At 42.7% G+C, this 19,582-nt stretch carries 17 protein-coding genes; 10 read left to right on the forward strand and 7 right to left on the reverse strand.

Annotation, left to right across the window (positions count from 1 at the left end; translation table 11 throughout):
- The first annotated feature begins 30 nt into the window (after positions 1-30).
- Together rlmB and V7K50_RS21345 are read left to right on the forward strand one after the other, a co-directional pair.
- The gene (gene rlmB, locus V7K50_RS21340) at positions 31-1,263 is read left to right on the forward strand and encodes a 23S rRNA (guanosine(2251)-2'-O)-methyltransferase RlmB (RefSeq protein WP_334963453.1); all 1,233 of its coding nucleotides are present in this window, start codon (positions 31-33) and stop codon (positions 1,261-1,263) included.
- Between the two features lie 86 nt (positions 1,264-1,349).
- A complete protein-coding gene (locus V7K50_RS21345) occupies positions 1,350-1,652 on the forward strand; it encodes a DUF1816 domain-containing protein (protein ID WP_179067515.1) in 303 nt (100 codons plus the stop codon).
- 72 nt (positions 1,653-1,724) lie between these two features.
- On the opposite strand, the gene V7K50_RS21350 is transcribed toward V7K50_RS21345, so the two are convergent.
- Both V7K50_RS21350 and V7K50_RS21355 read right to left on the reverse strand, forming a co-directional pair.
- Entirely contained in the window at positions 1,725-2,573 is an 849-nt protein-coding gene (locus V7K50_RS21350) for an alpha/beta fold hydrolase (protein WP_334963455.1), read from the reverse strand.
- Between the two features lie 93 nt (positions 2,574-2,666).
- Positions 2,667-3,899, reverse strand: a complete 1,233-nt coding sequence (locus tag V7K50_RS21355; protein WP_334963457.1) for a methionine gamma-lyase family protein — start codon at positions 3,897-3,899, stop codon at positions 2,667-2,669.
- An 85-nt stretch (positions 3,900-3,984) separates the two neighbouring features.
- Between V7K50_RS21355 and V7K50_RS21360 the strand changes: the two genes are divergently transcribed.
- The 6 genes from V7K50_RS21360 to V7K50_RS21385 all read left to right on the forward strand — a co-directional run bounded on the left by V7K50_RS21360 (position 3,985) and on the right by V7K50_RS21385 (position 10,379).
- Positions 3,985-4,806 (forward strand): acyl-CoA desaturase, encoded by an 822-nt coding sequence (locus V7K50_RS21360; protein WP_334963459.1) that lies wholly within the window; start codon positions 3,985-3,987, stop codon positions 4,804-4,806.
- Between the two features lie 299 nt (positions 4,807-5,105).
- Complete coding sequence (locus tag V7K50_RS21365; RefSeq protein WP_334963515.1) at positions 5,106-6,158, forward strand: fatty acid desaturase; 1,053 nt, start codon at positions 5,106-5,108, stop codon at positions 6,156-6,158.
- A gap of 199 nt (positions 6,159-6,357) precedes the next feature.
- Entirely contained in the window at positions 6,358-7,437 is a 1,080-nt protein-coding gene (locus V7K50_RS21370) for a fatty acid desaturase (protein WP_334963461.1), read from the forward strand.
- A 282-nt stretch (positions 7,438-7,719) separates the two neighbouring features.
- Positions 7,720-8,424 (forward strand): LabA-like NYN domain-containing protein, encoded by a 705-nt coding sequence (locus V7K50_RS21375; protein WP_334963463.1) that lies wholly within the window; start codon positions 7,720-7,722, stop codon positions 8,422-8,424.
- 150 nt (positions 8,425-8,574) lie between these two features.
- A complete protein-coding gene (locus V7K50_RS21380) occupies positions 8,575-9,285 on the forward strand; it encodes a response regulator transcription factor (protein WP_334801748.1) in 711 nt (236 codons plus the stop codon).
- 5 nt (positions 9,286-9,290) lie between these two features.
- Positions 9,291-10,379, forward strand: coding sequence for a sensor histidine kinase (locus tag V7K50_RS21385; protein ID WP_334963465.1), 1,089 nt, complete (start codon positions 9,291-9,293; stop codon positions 10,377-10,379).
- A 306-nt stretch (positions 10,380-10,685) separates the two neighbouring features.
- On the opposite strand, the gene V7K50_RS21390 is transcribed toward V7K50_RS21385, so the two are convergent.
- Both V7K50_RS21390 and V7K50_RS21395 read right to left on the reverse strand, forming a co-directional pair.
- A complete protein-coding gene (locus V7K50_RS21390; protein WP_334963467.1) occupies positions 10,686-11,567 on the reverse strand; it encodes a succinate--CoA ligase subunit alpha in 882 nt (293 codons plus the stop codon).
- A gap of 90 nt (positions 11,568-11,657) precedes the next feature.
- Entirely contained in the window at positions 11,658-12,884 is a 1,227-nt protein-coding gene (locus tag V7K50_RS21395; RefSeq protein WP_334963469.1) for a succinate--CoA ligase subunit beta, read from the reverse strand.
- Between the two features lie 662 nt (positions 12,885-13,546).
- On the opposite strand from V7K50_RS21395, the gene V7K50_RS21400 reads away from it, so the two are divergent.
- Complete coding sequence (locus V7K50_RS21400; RefSeq protein ID WP_334963471.1) at positions 13,547-15,319, forward strand: hypothetical protein; 1,773 nt, start codon at positions 13,547-13,549, stop codon at positions 15,317-15,319.
- 368 nt (positions 15,320-15,687) lie between these two features.
- On the opposite strand, the gene V7K50_RS21405 is transcribed toward V7K50_RS21400, so the two are convergent.
- On the reverse strand, positions 15,688-15,861 hold the full coding sequence (locus V7K50_RS21405; protein WP_334963473.1) for a hypothetical protein: 174 nt from the start codon (positions 15,859-15,861) through the stop codon (positions 15,688-15,690).
- On the opposite strand from V7K50_RS21405, the gene V7K50_RS30790 reads away from it, so the two are divergent.
- Positions 15,819-15,914 (forward strand): IS4/Tn5 family transposase DNA-binding protein, encoded by a 96-nt coding sequence (locus tag V7K50_RS30790; RefSeq protein WP_442944647.1) that lies wholly within the window; start codon positions 15,819-15,821, stop codon positions 15,912-15,914. The genes V7K50_RS21405 and V7K50_RS30790 overlap by 43 nt on opposite strands.
- An 818-nt stretch (positions 15,915-16,732) precedes the next feature.
- Here the strand turns inward: V7K50_RS30790 and V7K50_RS21415 are convergent.
- Both V7K50_RS21415 and V7K50_RS21420 read right to left on the reverse strand, forming a co-directional pair.
- Complete coding sequence (locus V7K50_RS21415; RefSeq protein ID WP_334963477.1) at positions 16,733-18,409, reverse strand: sensor histidine kinase; 1,677 nt, start codon at positions 18,407-18,409, stop codon at positions 16,733-16,735.
- A 33-nt stretch (positions 18,410-18,442) separates the two neighbouring features.
- Positions 18,443-19,582, reverse strand: a complete 1,140-nt coding sequence (locus V7K50_RS21420; RefSeq protein WP_334963479.1) for a hybrid sensor histidine kinase/response regulator — start codon at positions 19,580-19,582, stop codon at positions 18,443-18,445.

Below are 19,582 nucleotides of genomic sequence, written 5' to 3' on the forward strand. Positions count from 1 at the left end.
AATCAACCATACGCTATATCCATAACTCAAATGCAGAATAAACCAAGAAAAATTAGAACTTCTAGCGAACCCAATCGTGGACAACCCGTAAAAATTAAAGGTAAACGCGTTGTTGCTAATCCAACTCGCAATCCTCGGAAAATAGATAGCAACCCCATCTCTGTTGCTAATCCAACTCGCAATCCCCGGAAAATAGATAGCAACCCCATTTCTGTTGCTAATCCAACTCGCAATCCCCGGAAAGTAGATAGCAATACCATCTCTGTTGCTAATCCAACTCGCAATCCTCGGAAAGTAGATAGCAATACCATCTCTGTTGCTAATCCAACTCGCAATCCTCGGAAAGTAGATGGTAATACCATCTCTGTTGTTAATCCGACTCGCAATCCCCGGAAAATAGATAGCAACTCCAGTTATGGCAACTCCCGACAACGGAATAATAACTTCTCCCAGCCATCTGTATCTACACAACCGATAGAAGAAGATAACGATCTCATCTACGGTCGTCACCCCGTATTGAGTGCGTTGCAAAATCAGCGCAATCTCAACCGTCTCTGGATTACTACCCGTCTGCGCTATGATCCCAGCTTCCACCATTTTCTGCTGCAAGCGAAGGAAAACGGCACAGTTATTGACGAGGTTGAACCCAAGCGCTTAGACTATCTCACCAACGGTGCTAATCATCAAGGTGTAGCGGCACAAATTGCTCCCTACGCCTATATCGAATTGCCCGATTTAATTGAGCAGTGCAAATCTGTAACCGATGCTGTAATTGTCGTCGCTGACGGAATTACTGATCCCCACAACTTGGGAGCAATTATTCGCACCGCCGAAGCAATAGGCGCTCAAGGATTGGTGATTCCTCAAAGAAGGGCATCTGGAATTACTTCTACTGTGATGAAAGTAGCAGCAGGTGCTTTAGAAAATTTTGCTGTATCTAGAGTTGTCAACCTTGGCCGCAGCTTAGAAGAATTAAAAGAAGCTGGATTTTGGATTTACGGCACTGCTGCAAGTGGTAGCGAACCCGTGCATACAGTGAATTTCACTGGCCCAATCGTTTTGGTAATCGGCTCAGAAGGCGAAGGTCTGGGTATGTTAACTCAACGTTCCTGTGATTTTTTGGTATCGATTCCTCTACAGGGTAAGACTCCCAGCCTGAATGCTTCTGTAGCGGCGGGTATGGCGCTTTATGAAATTTATCGCCAGCGATCGCTAAATACGCTGCACTTAGATAAATTACACAAAATCCCTTTTAAAAAATAACGTAACAGAGTATAAAGAAATGTAAAAGATAATAAAGCAGCATATCGTTTAACACCCTGTAGCACGTTTATAAATCGGCGAAAACCATGAAAACCATTTGGCATAACCTCAAGGAAGTGTTGATTAACACGTTCGAGAACCTCGGCTTGGCTTGGTGGGTAGAGATTGTGACGCAGAATCCCCGTTGCACATACTACTTTGGCCCATTTCTGAGTTCTTCTGATGCAACATTAGCAAGCAAAGGATACATAGAAGATTTGGAACTTGAAGGAGCTACGGGAATTGTTGTGAGTGTCAAGCGTTGCAAACCTAATACCTTAACAATTGCTGACGACTTGGGGGAAAGATTTGACCGCAAAGTACAGCCTGCCTTTGGCGGTCAAATTTAAGTTAGGCGAACATAATTCGTAATTGCGAGTTTTAATTACGAATTATTTCTCTAAGAGTCAAAAACCCTTGGATTATTGATTACCAATTACTTGCGGATGTTCTTCCAGCCAATGATCAATGTCATTTAGCACTAGCTGGGGAACTTCCCAGGGAAAAAGATGGGCGGTGTTGGGATAGCACTGCCATTCGGAATTTTGGAGGTGTCGAGCAGTTTCTAAGCTGGAATCAGATGTGATGTGGCGGTCTTGTTCACCAGCAAGTACGAAACTAGGACATTGAATTTGTTCCAATTCTGGAAGTCGATTGTATCCCGATTGAATTGCACTATAAAGGGCGCGAGTAGCAGCAGGAGAGGTTTGCAAATAAGCTGGTACTGCTTCTTTGGCGATGTAGTTGTAACTGGTAGATGTATGTTGTTGGATTAAGTAGCGAAAAAGCGATCGCTTGCCAAAAGTTTCAATATTCCATTGCCAACTGGGTTTTATATAGTTTAATAGCGCAGCAACGCCAGTATATAAATTATCCTGCCAAGTAATGCTCGGATGACTACCACGGGGTTTTGCGCCTGTTGCCACCAAAATTAGCCCAGTAATGCGCTCTGGCAAACGTAACGCCAACTCCATTGCCAGAATACCCCCCAGTGACCATCCCAATACTAGGCACTTTTCAATCTCAAAGCGGTCTAGCAACGCTTCTAAATCAGTTAAATGGTCATTCATCTCAAAATTGCCGTTGTAGCGACTTTTGCCGTATCCACGTAAATCAGGGGCAAAAGTTTGGTAGCGTTTTGATAAATGATTGGTAAAGACAGAAAGACTACGACCAGTACCAGGATGACCATGTAAGCCTAAAATTGGGAATCCTTGACCTTGGATGTAGACATTGAGACGTGTCGCAGTCCTGGTGTGGCGATCGCTCATTACTCGCCGTTCTCCTGTCTATCAAACAAATATTCTAAAATGCGTTGACTTTCAGTTTTCAAGCCTTTAATCTTAGTCACAACTTCTTTCCCTTCAATGACAATTGCCAACTGCATCGATCGCAGCTTCGAGTGCGATCGCAACGTGAGTCCAATGAGTTCCCCCCTGGCAATAAACCACATAAGGCGATCGCATTGGCCCATCGGCTGATAATTCCAAAGTACTCCCTTCAATAAATGTCCCCCCAGCCATGACTACCAAGCTTTCATACCCCGGCATTTCATCTGGAACAGGGTCTAAGTAGGAACCTATAGGAGAATGCTGTTGTATAGCTTTACAGAAAGCAATTAGCTTTTGGGCAGAACCGAGTTTAATTGCCTGAATTACGTCCCCACGGGGAGCCAGGGGAGCAGGATTCACTGGATAACCGAGTTTGTCAAATACATAACCAGTCAGATAAGTCCCTTTCATCGCCTCTCCGACCATCTGCGGCGCGAGAAATAAGCCTTGGAACAGCAAGCGATTTTGGTCAAAAGTAGCACCGCCATAACTACCGATACCGGGAGCAGTCAGGCGACAGGCGGATGCTTCCACTAAGTCAGCGCGACCGGCGACATAACCGCCAGCGCTGACAATAGTACCACCAGGATTTTTAATCAATGACCCCGCCATTAAATCAGCACCTACGGCTGTGGGTTCACTAGTTCCAATAAATTCGCCGTAGCAGTTATCTACAAAGCAAACGGTGTTCGGGTTTTGCTGTTTGACTAAGTGGACGATTTTTTCAATATCGGCAATTGATAAACTAGGACGCCAAGAATAGCCACAAGAACGCTGAATTAACACTAAACGAGTGTTTTGGGTCACACTAGTGGTTAAAGCTTCCCAATCTATAGTTCCTTGGGGGGTTAGCTCCAATTGGCGGTAATTTATGCCAAACTCGATCAGGGAGCCTTGACCTTCACCCCGTAAACCAATGACTTCTTCAAGGGTATCGTAGGGAGAACCAACCACTGCTAACATTTCATCTCCAGGACGGAGGACACCAAACAAAGCACAAGCGATCGCATGAGTTCCCGAAACAAACTGCACTCGCACCGCCGCAGCTTCGGCACCCATAACTTCCGCAAAAACTTTATCTAAAGTTTCTCGTCCTAAATCATCGTGACCATAGCCACTTACACCAGCAAAGTGGTGTGCGCCCACACGGTGATTACGAAAAGCATCCAGCACTCGTTTTAGATTATGCTTGACCTGAGTGTCAATTCCAGAAAAAATTTCTAATAGTGCCTGTTCTGCTTGCCGCAGCTGTTCTAAGCTGTTCATCAGTTCCTCGGTTGAAAAAAATTATAGATATGCGGATTTTTAGATCGCACATACAAGGCTGGAAAATTAAAATTCAGGTTACTGCATGACAATTGCTACTTCAACCAAACCTCAAATTAACTGGGTTAATACCCTGTTTTTCATTGGACTGCACATCGGCGCTTTATTTGCCTTTGTTCCTGGTAACTTTAGCTGGACAGCAGTTGGTGTAGGTTTCTTGCTGTATTGGGTAACAGGTGGTTTAGGAGTTACTCTAGGATTTCACCGCCTTGTTACTCACCGCAGTTTTCAAACTCCCAAATGGCTAGAGTATCTCTTGGTTATCTTCGGCACTCTCTCCTGTCAGGGAGGCCCGATTGAGTGGATTGGGACACATCGGATTCATCATTTAAACTCTGATACTGATACCGATCCCCATGATTCTAATAAAGGCTTCTGGTGGAGCCACATGGGTTGGCTAACTCATTATTGTCCCGCTCACGCTGATGTTCCTCGTTTCACCAAAGACATTGCCGAAGACCCAGTTTATCAGTTTTTAGAAAAATATTTCATTTTGATCCAGGTTGCTCTGGGTGTATTACTTTTGCTTCTGGGTGGCTGGCCGTTTGTGATTTGGGGAGTTTTTGTTCGGATTGTCTGGGTTTACCACTGCACTTGGTTGGTGAACAGCGCCACTCACAAATTTGGCTATCAGAGCTATGATTCTGGCGATCGCTCCACTAACTGCTGGTGGGTAGCCGTACTAGTTTTTGGTGAAGGCTGGCACAATAACCATCATGCCTTTCAATACTCAGCTCGTCATGGGCTGGAATGGTGGGAAATCGATTTAACCTGGATGACAGTTCAATTGCTACAAGCAGTTGGTCTGGCTACTAATGTAAAGTTAGCCCCAACAAAAGTTAGTTAGGAGTTTGGAGTTAGGAGTTTGGAGTCACGTTTAATGTGAATTAGGCGTTGAAACCTTTATCTTCCTGTGGATTTTTCTCAACCCATGATTTTGAAACCCACAAATCCTTATGGCACAACAAGCGCTATAACTCATCACTCCTAACTCCTAACTTCTCACTCCTCACTTTTCCAAAGTCTATTTACGGGTGCGCTTGTGTCGGTTAGATTGCTATAATCCGAAGCGCTAATATGAAGAATTTTTACAGCAAGTTGCTTTTTGGTGACTTGGTGGAGGAGTTTGTTGTTTTTCAGGTGTCCATGACTACATCAATAATTAACAGCCAGAAACTAAGTGACGAGCCTGGTAATTCCGACTTCCGGCTCAAAGATATTGTCAAAACCCTGCCACAGGAATGTTTTCAACAGAACCGTCGGAAAGCTTGGACACAAGTACTGCTCAGTGTCTTGGCAGTTGCCTTGGGTTATTACAGCCTGATTATTACTCCTTGGTTTCTCTTGCCCCTAGCTTGGATTTTTACGGGTACTGCTTTAACAGGTTTTTTTGTAATTGGCCATGATTGTGGACACAGGTCTTTTGCCAAACGTCGTTGGGTAAATGATTTGGTAGGGCATTTCTTCATGATGCCGTTAATTTACCCCTTTCACAGTTGGCGCATTAAGCATAATTATCACCATACTCACACCAATAAGCTGGATGAGGACAACGCTTGGCATCCAATCAGACCAGAAGTGTTTGAAAATTGGGATACAACCCGACAGTCTGCTTTTAAGCTGTTCATGCGTAAACGCCTCTGGTGGGTAGGTTCCATTGGACATTGGGCTGTGGTGCATTTTGATTGGCGGAACTTCAAAACTAAAGACCAATCAAGTATCAAGCTTTCTGTGGCTGTAGTAGTGGTGTTTGCTGCGATCGCTTTCCCGGTCTTAATCGCCACAACTGGTATCTGGGGATTTGTCAAGTTTTGGCTAGTGCCCTGGATGATTTACCATTTTTGGATGAGTACTTTTACTATTGTTCACCACACTGCTGCGGATGTTCCTTTTGCGACAGCGAACAAGTGGAACGAAGCTTTAGCACAGCTAGCTGGCACTATTCATTGCAATTATCCGGGTTGGGTAGAAATTCTGTGCCATGATATCAATGTTCACGTCCCTCATCATATTTCCACAGCGATTCCTTCTTATAATTTGCGGTTAGCTTACAGCAGCATCAAAGAAAATTGGGAGCCTTATCTCCATGAGGAGTGTCAGTTTTCTTGGTCTTTAATGAAGCAGATTACAGACCAGTGTCAACTATACACAACTGATGTTGGCTATAAGACTTTCAACGAACATTATACAGAGCAATAAATAGCACTGTGATTAAACTCACGCTCTTGTCGATTCAAGAGCGTTTATCATGCTGTGTTTAAATAGAATCTGGCAATTCTTTATTCTTGCCAGAAATTATCCTCTTGCGTGTTAGCGATCGCTAGTTTCGTGGGCATTCTAGAGGTGAGATGATCTCCTCTCAAATAAAGTTCCGATTTACATCCAACAAAAGAATCCAGTGCAATCAAATACCATCACGTTGAACAATCCTCCTGGCGGTGAAACGTCTGAGGAAGCCACTAAATTGCCTTTCACACTTGGGGATTTAAAAGCTGCAATTCCTGCTGAATGCTTTCAGCCGAATGTGACAAAATCACTTTTTTACTTCTTTCGTGACATCCTCATTATCAGTCTGCTTTATGCAGTAGCTTATTACCTGGATTCTTGGCTTTTCTTCCCGATTTTCTGGCTAATGCAAGGAACGATGTTTTGGGCTTTGTTTGTAGTAGGACATGACTGCGGACACCAATCTTTTTCTAAGCATAAATGGCTCAATGATTTGATTGGACATCTTTCTCACACACCAATACTTGTTCCTTATCACGGTTGGCGGATTAGTCACAGAACACATCACAAAAATACTGGCAATATCGATAACGATGAAAGCTGGTATCCTGTGACAGAATCCCAATACAAGGAGATGCCTTTAGCCCAAAAGATCGGCAGATATTATGTGTTTCTATTGGCTTATCCTGTGTATTTATTTAAGCGTTCTCCTAATAAGGAAGGCTCCCACTTTATGCCCAGTAGTTCGCTTTTCAAACCATCGGAAAAATGGGATGTCCTTACTAGTACTGTACTTTTGATTGGTATGGTAGGTTTGCTAGGATTCCTCACCTACCAATGGGGTTGGATGTGGTTGCTGAAATATTATGCTGTGCCCTACCTTGTCTTCATTGTTTGGCTAGATTTGGTGACATTCTTGCACCACACTGAGTCAGATATTCCTTGGTATCGTGGAGAAGATTGGACTTTCCTGAAAGGTGCAATTTCAAGTATTGACCGTGATTATGGTTTGGTTAATCATATTCATCATGATATCGGTACTCATGTTGCTCACCATATATTCCTTAACATCCCTCACTACAATTTGCTGAAGGCAACTGAGGCAATAAAACCAGTGATGGGTGAGTATTTCCACAAATCGGAAGAACCCATTTGGAAGTCATTATGGAATTCAGGTGTCAGCTGCCATTTTGTACCTGATAGCGGTAGTAAGGTTTACTACACATCTAACGACAAGTTAGCTAAAGATTAAGACTTAGATTCCCGACTTCTTAAAAGAAGTCGGGAATCTTGTATTATTGACCGTTGCATTAAAAATTACCTAAATACGATTTAGCTTTTAAGGGCGATCGGATATTATATTATTATTGCTTCTAACTCTGTCGCTATTTGAGCGTCCTGAGCCTAGTGTAAATCTCAACTTCCTAGCTGTAAAATAAAATAGATAGATGACCGTTCACGGATTCTAGCACAGACTATACTATAGACAATTTACCCAAAACTTTCTCTAGCAACTTTAAAATCAGAGGTATCAATGATTATAACGAATTTTAGCAAACAACGAAATGAATTTAAGGAATCTAAGGAATCTAAAGTACTCAAAGCTAAACCACATTGGCAAGGGCAAAATTTGAGCGATACTCCTGTCAAAAGTAAAGATACCAAGATGCGAGATCCTGTCCCTGATAGTTTGATTTTCAATAACTTAAATCGTGGTCGAGTTGCTATTTTTATTGATGGCTTAAACCTATTTCATACAGCTTTACAACTCGGCATAGAAATTGACTATGTTAAATTACTTTGTCATTTAACCAACGGTTCAAGACTTTTGCGTGCTTTCTTCTATACTGGGGTTGATATCAGCAATGAAAAACAACAGGGTTTTTTATTGTGGATGCGTCGTAATGGCTATCGTGTAGTGGCAAAGGATCTTGTTCTAGCAGCAGAGAATTTAAAAAAATCAAATCTGAACGTAGAAATTGCCGTAGACATGATAACTTTAGCTCCTTACTATGATACTGCGGTCTTAGTCAGTGGAGATGGAGATTTAGCTTATGCGGTGAACGCTGTCAGCAGAATGGGAGTTCGAGTAGAAGTGGTCAGTCTGCAAACAACCACTAGTGAAAGCTTGATTGATGTTGCTGACTGCTTTATTGACCTCGATAGTATTAAAGCACACATTCAAAAAGATTCTAATCTTGGCTATAGTTATCGCACACCATCAAATTCAAACCTTTAAAACCCTATTTAAAATCTCTCAAAATCTATACTCAGCTATTGCAATGTAGAAGGTTTATTAGGTTGGGTGGGATTCAAACCCCACCCATACCTGTCCTAGTACCCAGTCCCCAGTTAGTTCAATCTGCGTATTTGCTCGGTTTTAATTGAAATGGATATTTTAATAGTTGAAGATGAACCAGAAATAGCTCATTTAATCGAACTCTCTTTAGAAAAAGAAGGATTTTTTTGTCGCACTAGCCGCGATGGGATGAGTGCTTTGCGGATGTTTCAAGAACAACCACCCGATTTAATCATTCTAGATTTAATGATTCCTGGTTTGGATGGGTTGGAAGTTTGTGCCAGAATTCGCCAGAAACCAGGTGCGAAAGATCCTTACATTTTGATGCTTACGGCTAAGGGTGAGGAAATCGATCGCGTCATTGGTTTATCTACTGGTGCTGATGATTACATGGTTAAACCCTTTAGCCCCAGAGAGTTGGTAGCTAGGGTGCGGGCACTATTACGGCGTAGCTTGCGCCAAGGGGGACAACATCAAGTCAATCGTACTCAACACTTTATCGTCGATGTAGACCAGCGCACTGCCAATCGTCAGATGAATTCTCAGGAGGTTGAAATTTTGGACTTAACTACCCTGGAATTTAACTTGCTAACCACCTTTGTCAGCAATCCTGGTCGAGTTTGGAACCGTACTCAACTCATTGATAAACTTTGGGGAGATAACTTTTTTGGCGATGAGCGAGTGGTGGATACTCATGTAGCCCGGTTGCGAAAAAAGATTGAGCCTGATCCGGCAAATCCGACTTTTATTAAAACTGTTGTTGGGGTTGGCTATAAATTTGAAGATCCTCTGGTGGCGTAAATATTATGAAGATGGGGCTGAGAACGCGCCTATTTTTTTCCCACTTAGTAGTAATGATCGTGGGGGTAGCTAGCCTGGTAAGCATCAGCAAAATCTCTTCCCCCCGCTTGTTTGTTTTGCATTTGGAACGATTAGAAAATCAGGGGTTCGACTTAATCGATGTTCGTACTGAATTGGTTGCAGGATTTGAACTTGCTTGGCAGCGAAGCACTCTTTGGTCAGTCTTAGTCGGTACCACCGCCGCCGGAGGGTTAAGCTATTGGGTATCCAGCCGGATTATGCAACGGTTGACGGAGATGGAACAAATCACCCAAAAATTTGCAGCTGGTCAAATGGATGCACGACTACCTGTGTCTGATATTCCCGAACTCAGTGGACTGAGTGCTAGTTTCAATCGAATGGCAGCCAGTTTAGAGGGGGTTGAAGCGCGGCGGCGAGAAGTGATTGGAGATATGACTCATGAACTACGAACACCGTTAACAGTGGTGCGCGGCTACTTAGAAGAACTGGCTGATGGGGAAATTGAAGCGTCTCCTGAAATTTATTGGCGTTTAGCTAAAGAAACTAGGCGCTTAGAGCAGTTGGTGAACGATTTACAAGAACTATCTAAGGCTGAAGCGGGTTATCTGCCAATTAATATTCAACGGGTAAATCTGCGTCCGTTGTTAGAGTCATTAGTGGAAAAATTTACCGATCAATTGTTGGAAGATGGGCCTGTTCTGCTGTTAAAATGTCCCTCTGTGCTACCTGCTGTATTGGCAGATATTGACCGCACAGAACAGGTATTGGTTAATCTGCTAGGTAATGCAGTGCATTATACTAACGAAGGTTCAATTACCATTAGTGCTGGGACTGAAGCTTCTCTTCTCTGGATTGCGGTTGTGGATACAGGTATTGGTATTGCTCCAGAAAATTTGTCCCATGTGTTTGAGCGCTTCTGGCGAGCCGACCAATCGCGCGATCGCCATTCGGGAGGCACGGGTATTGGCTTAACTATTACCCATCGTTTAATTGAACTACAAGGCGGTAAAATTCAGGTAGAAAGCGAATTGGGAGTTGGCAGTACGTTCCGATTTTTTCTGCCTTTGGCTTGAGTTGAGCCAAAACCCTTGAGATCCGAGGGATTGACACAAGGTAGTCATAGCCGTGTCATACCCAATTGCTAGTTTGAAAGTATCCCAAATCTTGGTTTTTTGATGAATGTCGAGATTTTGGAATTGCATTGAGTATAACATTATGTCTACATTTATTCTGGCTACTTTTTTGGTTAGTTTACTCAGTTTTTCCGGTTACGCTGCGATCGCCTACCTGTTTCCTCAAAATCGTTCCCAAGACTGACTAATTGAAATAATTGGTAATTCGTAATTCGTAATTCTTAACTACGAATTACGAATTAGTAATTAGTTAATCTTCTTTCTCAATAATTCTGGAATCTGAGAAGGGCGTTCGGCTACTGTAACTTGCGCTTCTTTTAAAGCAGCTAATTTACTTTGGGCTGTACCAAAGTTAGGATCGCGTCCGATAACCGTTGCTAAAGTCCCAGTTTGACGCCAACTTTTTCCTGGTGGTGCAAGTCGGCCTGCAATGTAGGCAATTACTGGTTTATCAATTGCCTCAGCAATGTATCGGGCTGCTGTTTCTTCACTACCACCACCAGGTTGGCCGACTAAAACGATCGCCTCTGTGGTTTCATCCTCATCAAGAATTTGCAGCCATTGGAGAAATGAGGAACCGACGATGGCATCACTACCAATACTGACACTAATCGACTGCCCCAAACCTGCTTTTGTTAATTCGTAGGCGACTTCGTAGGTGAGGGTGCTGCTACGACTAACAATCCCCACGGAACCAGGGGTATAAAATTCGCTGGGTTGAGTGCCTAAGAGAATTTTCCCCGGTACAATGATCCCCGGACTGTTTGGCCCGACTACCAAAGTTTCACAGGCTTCGGCTTTGCGGAGTAATTGCACCATATCCAAAGGGGGTACGCCAGCAGTGATAATAACGATCTGGCTAATATGAGATGCGATCGCTTCTAATGCCGCATCTAGCACGTCGTAAGGATCTACACAAATAATTGTCGTGTCAATCGCCCCAAATTTCTCTATTACCTCCTCTACTAAGTCAAATACTGGCAGTCCATGCAGTTCTTGTCCGCCGCATCCAGCATTGACACCAGCTACCAAATTTGTGCCATAAGCTTTCATTTGAGTAACATAAGTACCTGATATAAATTCACAAAAGCCTTGAATTAAAACTTTACTTTCTGGCGTTAGGTTCATAAAAAATTACCGTAAGTTTGGCAACCCAGTGCCTTGCGCCACTGAGCATAAAAACGACAAGTTTACAGTGTCGTATTGATTCAATTTTTACTACTTCTTATTAGCTGTTGGTTTAGCAAGACGAACTGCTGCCGCCACTGCCTCATCTAAATTTTCTACCACGAGGAGCGCATTGCTCTGGGTTTTTAGTGTTGCTAAATATTTTCTCGCAGCATTAAATTCAGAACCAGCAAGGCGGACAACTAAAGATGGAAAATTAAGCTCTCGCCGAACTTTATTACCATTAGAACGTACAACCTGTAATTGAAGTTCGCTGTTGTCTGGCTGCACAACTCTGGCGATAACTTCAGTCACTTCCTCAATTTGAGGAATGGTACCTAGGAAGTTAATTAGTATTACTTGAATGCTTTTATCAGCCTCCAGCAGTTTCAAACCTGCTTCTAGGCGATCGCGGAAGGTCGTTGGTGTAGTATCTGTAAGGAAAGCGTGACGTAGATTCAAACAAACACCTGGATTGCCACCAGCATTAGCGACTAAATCCAAAGTTGCCATTACCGAACCAGTACCATTACCTAAAATACCGATTTTTCCATGCATTTGCACACCATCCCAGTCGCCCAAAATCCCGTTGACTTCAGTACTGGTATGACGGCTGATAATTTTTGCCGCCATCTCAGCAAAATCGGGATGACGCTTGATCGCCCGTTCGTTGACCCTGACTTTACCATTAAGAGCCATAACTTGACCAGTCGCACTAACTGCCAAGGGATTGATTTCGACTAAATCCAGGTCTTTTTGTAGAAATAACTGGTACATCTTCTGGAGAACGTTACTTACCGACTGCATCAGCGTCCCTTGCAAACCCATTTTCAAAGCTAATCGTCGGGCATAAAATGGCGAGAATTCTTGTTCTACAACAACATGGTGCATTTTTTCTCCAGCCGACTCCCAATCAATGTCTGCTTCTTTGCAACCTAAAAGTACCGGTCGGCAGACAGCAGTATCTAAAACCACCGCTAGATAAAACTCCTGGTTAGCGTCGTATTGCGATTCTGCCAGCACAACTTCCGGCAATTCGCCCCATATTGGTAAACTAAAGATATTTTGAGCAGCTGCGATCGCATCGATTGTCGTCTCCGCAAACCTAACTCCCCCTGCTTTTGCCCGTTCTGCTCCATGTACTTGAGATTTCAGCACAATCGGAAAGCGAATTTTTAAACGTTTCAAATCTGTAGGATGGTCAATTCGTTGGGAAGGCAATATCGGAATGCCTATCTTCCCAAACCACTCTTTAACTTGGTACTCTAATAAATCCATTGATACACCTTATTGATACACTTTGTATTGACAATTTCCAAGTTTTTGGTTATCGCTGTCTTAATATTTTGCAGCACCTTTATTGCAGAATTAAGCTTTTGGCAGCTATAAAAGTTTATTTTTCACGGATCAATTTTATCGAATTCAGCAAACGAGGCACATCATTTTTCATAGCTAACCTGTTTGTGACATAGCTACAACACTTAATTAATCTCCTGGGCAAGTTTCCCAGCATAGAAGATAACTAGCATTTCTGTCAAAACCCTCTGACATAGCATCGTTTCCTTAACCTTTGGATCATTTGGTAACAACTGCTCTGCAACTAGAATTTTGCCGAGCAGTACCTGTTGTGAATTTAATTGTCACGAAATAATGCAGTGAAAATACTCAAACACTCTATTATTCCCATTTTTTGTTTGTAATTTATATCTGAAGACAGATTATTTCATTTTGGATCTAGCACTGTAAAAATGTAGCGAGGCAAACAATAACTACTTTTTAAATTTTTGGTGAAAAGTCAGAATTTGTGTTAGAAAGTTGGTCGTTCAGATTTTCAAGCTGTGATTGATTAAAGTGTGCATTTGCATTCAACAAACCGAGAAAGTTCGTTTCATCCCCTTAAAAATAATCAAAACAATATAGTAATTTAGCGGGAAAGCTCTATGAAAGTAGCAGTCCAGCAGGAAGACTTACAGCTTTTAGCCAAGACTTTGCAGGAACAATTACTTGTAGAAGTTTCAACGGCTGAAGTCTTCGAGGTTAAGTGTGCCGTCAATAAAGACGGGTTAATGATCCTAACGCAACACGCATCAGATGTAATAGTTGACGCTCAACTAATTTTTGCAGTCATTGAGGAGGTACTTCAGTCTATAGCGCCCCGCCAAGAGCAACGGGTGCAGTGTTTCCTCAGAGTTGTTGGTGAACAACTCCCTTATGCCAAATGTTTCTTGACGTTGAAACAGATGGGGATATGGGGGGATGGGGGAGATGAGGAAGCAGGGGGAGATGAGGAAGCAATATCCTATTCATCTTCCTCATCCCCATCTTCCTCCTCCTCATTTCTGACATATACTCCATCAATCGATGAGATTGAGGAAGAGGAAGTGTTTGACCCGTTTGCAGATGTGCCGAATTTGTCGGCTTCTAAGCCAGCATTTCAAGTCAAACCTATCTTGCTGGGTGCAGCATTGTTGGGAATTGTAGTTTTAGGCGGTGGTGCTTACTTCTTGACTCGCCCTTGTGTGATGTCTGAATGTCAAGAAATACAAAACGCCGAGCAATTAAAAACAAAATCCCCGCAACTGATGCGCCGCGCCAAGTCTGAAAAAGAGTTAGTTGCTGTACAACAGCAACTTACAGCAGCCAGCACAGCCCTGAATATAATTCCTAGTTGGTCCCCCCGTTACCAGGTATCAGAAGAACTAAAAGCAAGTTTGTCTGGGCGCTCAGAAAAAATCAACCAGGTGGTCAAGGCTTTGCAAACGGGATCTTTGGCGGCAGAAAAAGTTCAAACTCCTGCACATAGCCTAGAGGAATTACAAGCTAGGCAACACTTATGGCGGCAGGTTATAGCGCCACTAGAAGCGATAAATTCCAGTAGTGAACTTTATGGACTCGCACAAGGGAAATTACTTAATTATCGTGTCCATTTACACGCTGTAAATCAGCAGATATTTACTGAGGAAAAATGGCTGAAAAAACTAACAGCAGCAAAAGCTGTAGCCGTTTCTGCCGAAAATCGGCAAGCTACTGCTAAATCCTTGAATGACTGGCAAAAGGTGCAGTCTACTTGGCTGGTGGTAATTAATACCTTGAATACCATTCCCGAAACTAGCGCTGGATATGAAGAAGCCCAAAAGCTGTTGGTAGATTATAAACCTAAGTTAGTCGTAGTACGCGATCGCGCTACTAAAGAACAATTAGCTGTTAAAACCTACCAACAAGCCGTTAGCACCGCCAACCAAGCCAAAGTATATCAGCAACAAAACCAATGGCAAGCAGCAGCAATATACTGGGATCAGGCTTTGCAAGCTGCTAAAAAAGTTCCCCAAGATAGCTTGTACTACACTCAAGCCCAGTCTTTAATCGAACCCTATTCAGCAGCCCTTAAACAAGCACAAGAAAAACTACAAGTTGTTAGTAGTTTGCAACAAACCCGCACCGATTTAGATAAAACCTGTACTAATGGAATTCGGATTTGCACCTTTAGCATAGATAACACAGGAATTCTTGTCCGGCTAACCCCTGAGTATGACCAAATAAGGCAAAATAACTCGGCTAATCCTAATTCTGAGAACTCTGATACTGCGATTAATCTTACCAATCACTTGCAAATCTTACGGGAAGCCCTAGCCGTAATTGGTGAAAATGCCAACTTGTCTCTTTTCCTTTATGATTCGCAAGGTCAGGTAATTTATACAAGGACTATAAATTGACCGCTTTCGATGTGCGATCGCACATCGAAAGCCCAGAAGCATAATTTTTGGCTGTAGTTTGGGAGCGGGTTTCAGCCTTGGTTTAGTAGTTCATTTGTTCGCGTTGAAAGGGCTGCCCTCATCCCCTAACCCCTTCTCCCAAAGATGGGAGAAGAGGAACTAGAATTATGTCTCCCCTCTCCCATCTTTGGGCTATCCATTAGTCACATCTTTCTTAACATTGCTGTAAGGCAGGCTCTGATGGGGTAACAGAAGTAAACAACGGCGGCATGATTGACAAAATTACCAGAAAATGTGGTAGACATGGCGTAGCGTGTCCATCAACTGACTTTTCCCGTTAAGTCTCAAAAAGCTTGCTGGTAAAGGATTTAGGAGACAGCACAGTATATACGGTAAAGTAATAAAAATCTGGTGTTAAAGGTGACGAGCAATGCTGGACTGGTGGGAGAAAAATTTTGCAACTTGTTAGTTAGGCGATCGCCGATTGAATGAGCGTGCGATGTCGATAGGCTATGCTCTAAATCTTGGATTTGGTAAAGCATTGTCAGAAATCTTCAGTAGTGGAACAGTACTCAAGAGATTACCTTGGAGGTGAAAGGCTGGCTTTTTGCGATTGTGGGAGGGGAGAGGAGCGATCGCATCTTCAGAATTTTGAAAATAAGAGTTCATTCCTCAAACATCGCATTTTCAACCTTGATTTATTGCGCTTGGCTCCATGTAGATAATTTCCCAAATATGGCCATCTAAGTCAGCAAATCCATGTCCATACATAAAACCGTGATCTTGCGGTTCATTAAATGATAATCAAATATAGGGGGAGGAGGTGAGCGACGCTCACCTCCTCCCCCTACCCTCAACACGATTATCATTCTTATTTAAGATGTTTTGAGTATTTTAACTGATTGACAAAAGACACTTTATCCTAAGCTCTCACCGATGGTTCCTGTGTGATCTATTGTTCCATTTGCTGACTTTGCGATGCTTCCAGGTCTTCGTATAGATAATACACAATCTCTGGCTTTTGTCCAATTTTCTGTTAAGAAAGATGTTTATAATGCATAGCTTTTAAGGGGGGAACTAGAATCAAAGTCCCCCAATTTATCGCGAGATTTAGGGGGATCTGAAATATTTTGCTACACCAATAGGAACTTTTCAAACACTATACTGACTTGGTAGAAGGGGTTGCACTAGATGAAGCATATGTAGTCCTGAAGAACCTGATTGGCGCTATGTAGCAGGGCGATTACACATTTGGAGTTTGTGGAAAGAAATAACAGTTAGCCGTGGTTATCAGGACAGGGAGAAAAAGGCAACTACACTACAGAACGTATTAAATTTGACTCTAATAGCTCTGGTTAAACTTTCGTTACATAGTTGTAAATTTTCCCGCCCACCTACTTAAGCTCAAGAGAGTTATTTCGTAGGTTTTGATGGTAGTGGAACAGCTAGCCCTAAATGTGAGCACAGTAACGGCGGGAGTAGCGGTTTGCCAGCTATGAGTTCCATTTGATTTGTGGAGATTGTAACAGTGAAGGTTGTACCCATATTTACTTGACTATGTACCTGTATTTCACCACCATGCAGGTCAATACATCTCTTGACGATCGAAAGCCCTAACCCTGTTCCGGCAATATTCCCTACATTCTTAGCCCGATGAAAGGGCTTAAACAAGTGGTCTTGATCGTCATCGGGAATCCCAATACCTTTATCTTGAATTTTAAAGATCGTCTTTTCATTTTGACAAATCAGGTTGAAGTCAATTATGCTTCCTGCAAACGAATACTTGAGAGCATTCGACAACAAGTTAGTCAAAATAGAGTGGAGTAACTTCTTGTCGAGTTGAGCATAACTTTTGCTGCCTGCGTCCCGTTCATCGGTAATAAACAGCGTAATCTGATGGCAAGGGGCACTCAGTTGTATTTCTTCCACTAGACTATGGCAAAACTGCATGACATTGATTGGAGTTGGCATGAATTCCAGTTTCCCAGCTTCTACTCGGTTAATCATCAACACATCGTCTAGTAGTTGGGTGATATGATTGATCGACTTTTGGACATGCTGAAACTGCTTTTGGCTTTGGGCTGCATTGAGGCGATCTCCATAATCTTCTAGGATACCAATAGAAGAAGACACGACCGCCAGAGGGGTACGAAACTCGTGAGATGCCATTGAGATAAAGCGCGACTTTAATTCATTTAGTTCTCGTTCTTTCTCCAATGCTTTACGGACATCAGCTTCTGCTTGTTTTCGCTCGGTGACATCTCGACAGGTGATCACAATGCCCGCTACATTTGGCTCATCTAGGAGGTTTTTAGCGATCGCCTCAAAATCATGCCAGGAACCATCCGCATGATGCAAACGAAATTCTACTATTGTTTTTTGGGATGGATTCTCAAAGGCTCGACTGAGCAGAGCTTCTGCATAAAGTCCATCTTCTGGATGCACTAACTCAGGAAGATTTTTCGCAATCCAACTTTCTGGCTGATGTCCTAGAATATGCGTCAAAGAAGGGCTAACATAAACGACCCGTCCACCTGATTCTAAGGTGGCGATGATATTCGATGCATTTTGTAGCAACGAGCGAAATCGCTCTTCGCTTTGCTGCAATATCTCAGCTTTAGCTAGTTTAATCTCAGTTTGAATCAGTTGAGATTGTGCCTGCTGCAACTGTTTGAGAGCTTGTTCCAGATCTTGGTTTGCTGCTTCTAACTGAGCCGGACTAGGTAACGCTAGCGCCTTAGGAATCAGAGGAATGAGTTCCAAAGCTGTATACATTGAAATAAGGGCTGTTAAGGCTTTGACTACACCTGACAACCAGTAAGTCGGATACCATAATGTCCAGATATCTATCACGTGTCCGGTGCCACAGGCAATAATAAAAGCACCAAACATCAGAAATATCCAGTTAAACGGAATGTCACGTCGTTTAGAGACAAAGTAGACAAGCAAGCAGGGAATAGAGAAGTAGGACAATGCAATTACACTATCAGAAAGTATATGCAGCCAGACCAATGCTGGTTTCCAGAGATAGCAATGTCCATGTGGAATAAAGCCGTTTGAATTCAAAAGGGGATGAAGTAAATTTAGCATCTTGAAGCCTCTTCTCAACTCCTTGAATGTGATTCAATTCGCATCTGGCTCATCATCTTGAGAAGTGACTGGCATCGGCAATGCAATCCGAACAATAGTCTGTTCGCCAGGTATACTCTCGATGGTGAACTCTCCTCCATACAATTCAATTAAGCGCTTAGAAGTAATTAGCCCCAACCCAGTACCATTCTGTTCATACAACTTATGATTAAACTGTGTATAAGCACCTATATTCACAATTTGCTCAGAGGTCATGCCACGACCGTGATCGATCGCATAGAGCGAATAAACGTTATCGCTCGAAACGCCAATGACACTGACTTTTGAACCAGATTGAGAAAATTTGAAGGCATTATTAATCAATTCTTTGATAACTTTCTTTAGACTGGCGGATGAAATTTGTACAGCTTCATCTTGTAGATCGATCTCTAAATCTAATGTTCGCTGTGCATTCTCGGCTTCCTGATATGCAGTCTCTTCAACCATCATTTTGAGAAAGGTATGAGGAACATGTTCTCGGAAACTAGTAACTTTTTCTGTATCGGATAGAATGACTTCCAGTTTGGCATAGAGCAAAAAGTTTTGGGTCAAGCCATAAAGCTGCTTGCCGGATGTATAAACTGCCTCTATCATTTCTAATTTATCAGTATCCGATGTAGAGTCCCATTCTTCCATTAATAACTGTGGTAATGCAATAATACTTTGCAAGGGCGTATGCAGTTCATGGGGTAATGACACTGTAATCGTGTTGCAAAGCTGCTGAAATTTCACCTGATTCTTTTGAGCAATGATCGTTTGCTTTTTGAACTGAACCTCAATTGCTCGCCGGAGTTCAGCGGGAGTGAAGGGTTTGGTTAGATAGTCATCCACACCCAATTCCATTCCCTGTCGGACATCAGTTCTATCGGCTTTGGCGGTGAGAAAAATGACGGGAATGCTTGCCATTTGCGGGTCTTGACGGAGCAATTCGATAAACTCATAGCCATTCAATTCAGGCATCATAACATCGCAAATAATCAAATCCGGCATCTCTTCTTTTGCTTTTTGTAAGCCAATCAAGCCATTCTCAGCCGCAGTTCGATAAAATCCTTCAAACCCCAAAATTGAGACAATATTCTCACGAACTTGAGGTTCATCTTCCACAACTAGAATCTTTTTTATAGTAGATTGCAC

This window comes from Nostoc sp., assembly GCF_036917135.1.
Classification (GTDB): Bacteria; Cyanobacteriota; Cyanobacteriia; order Cyanobacteriales; family Nostocaceae; genus Nostoc.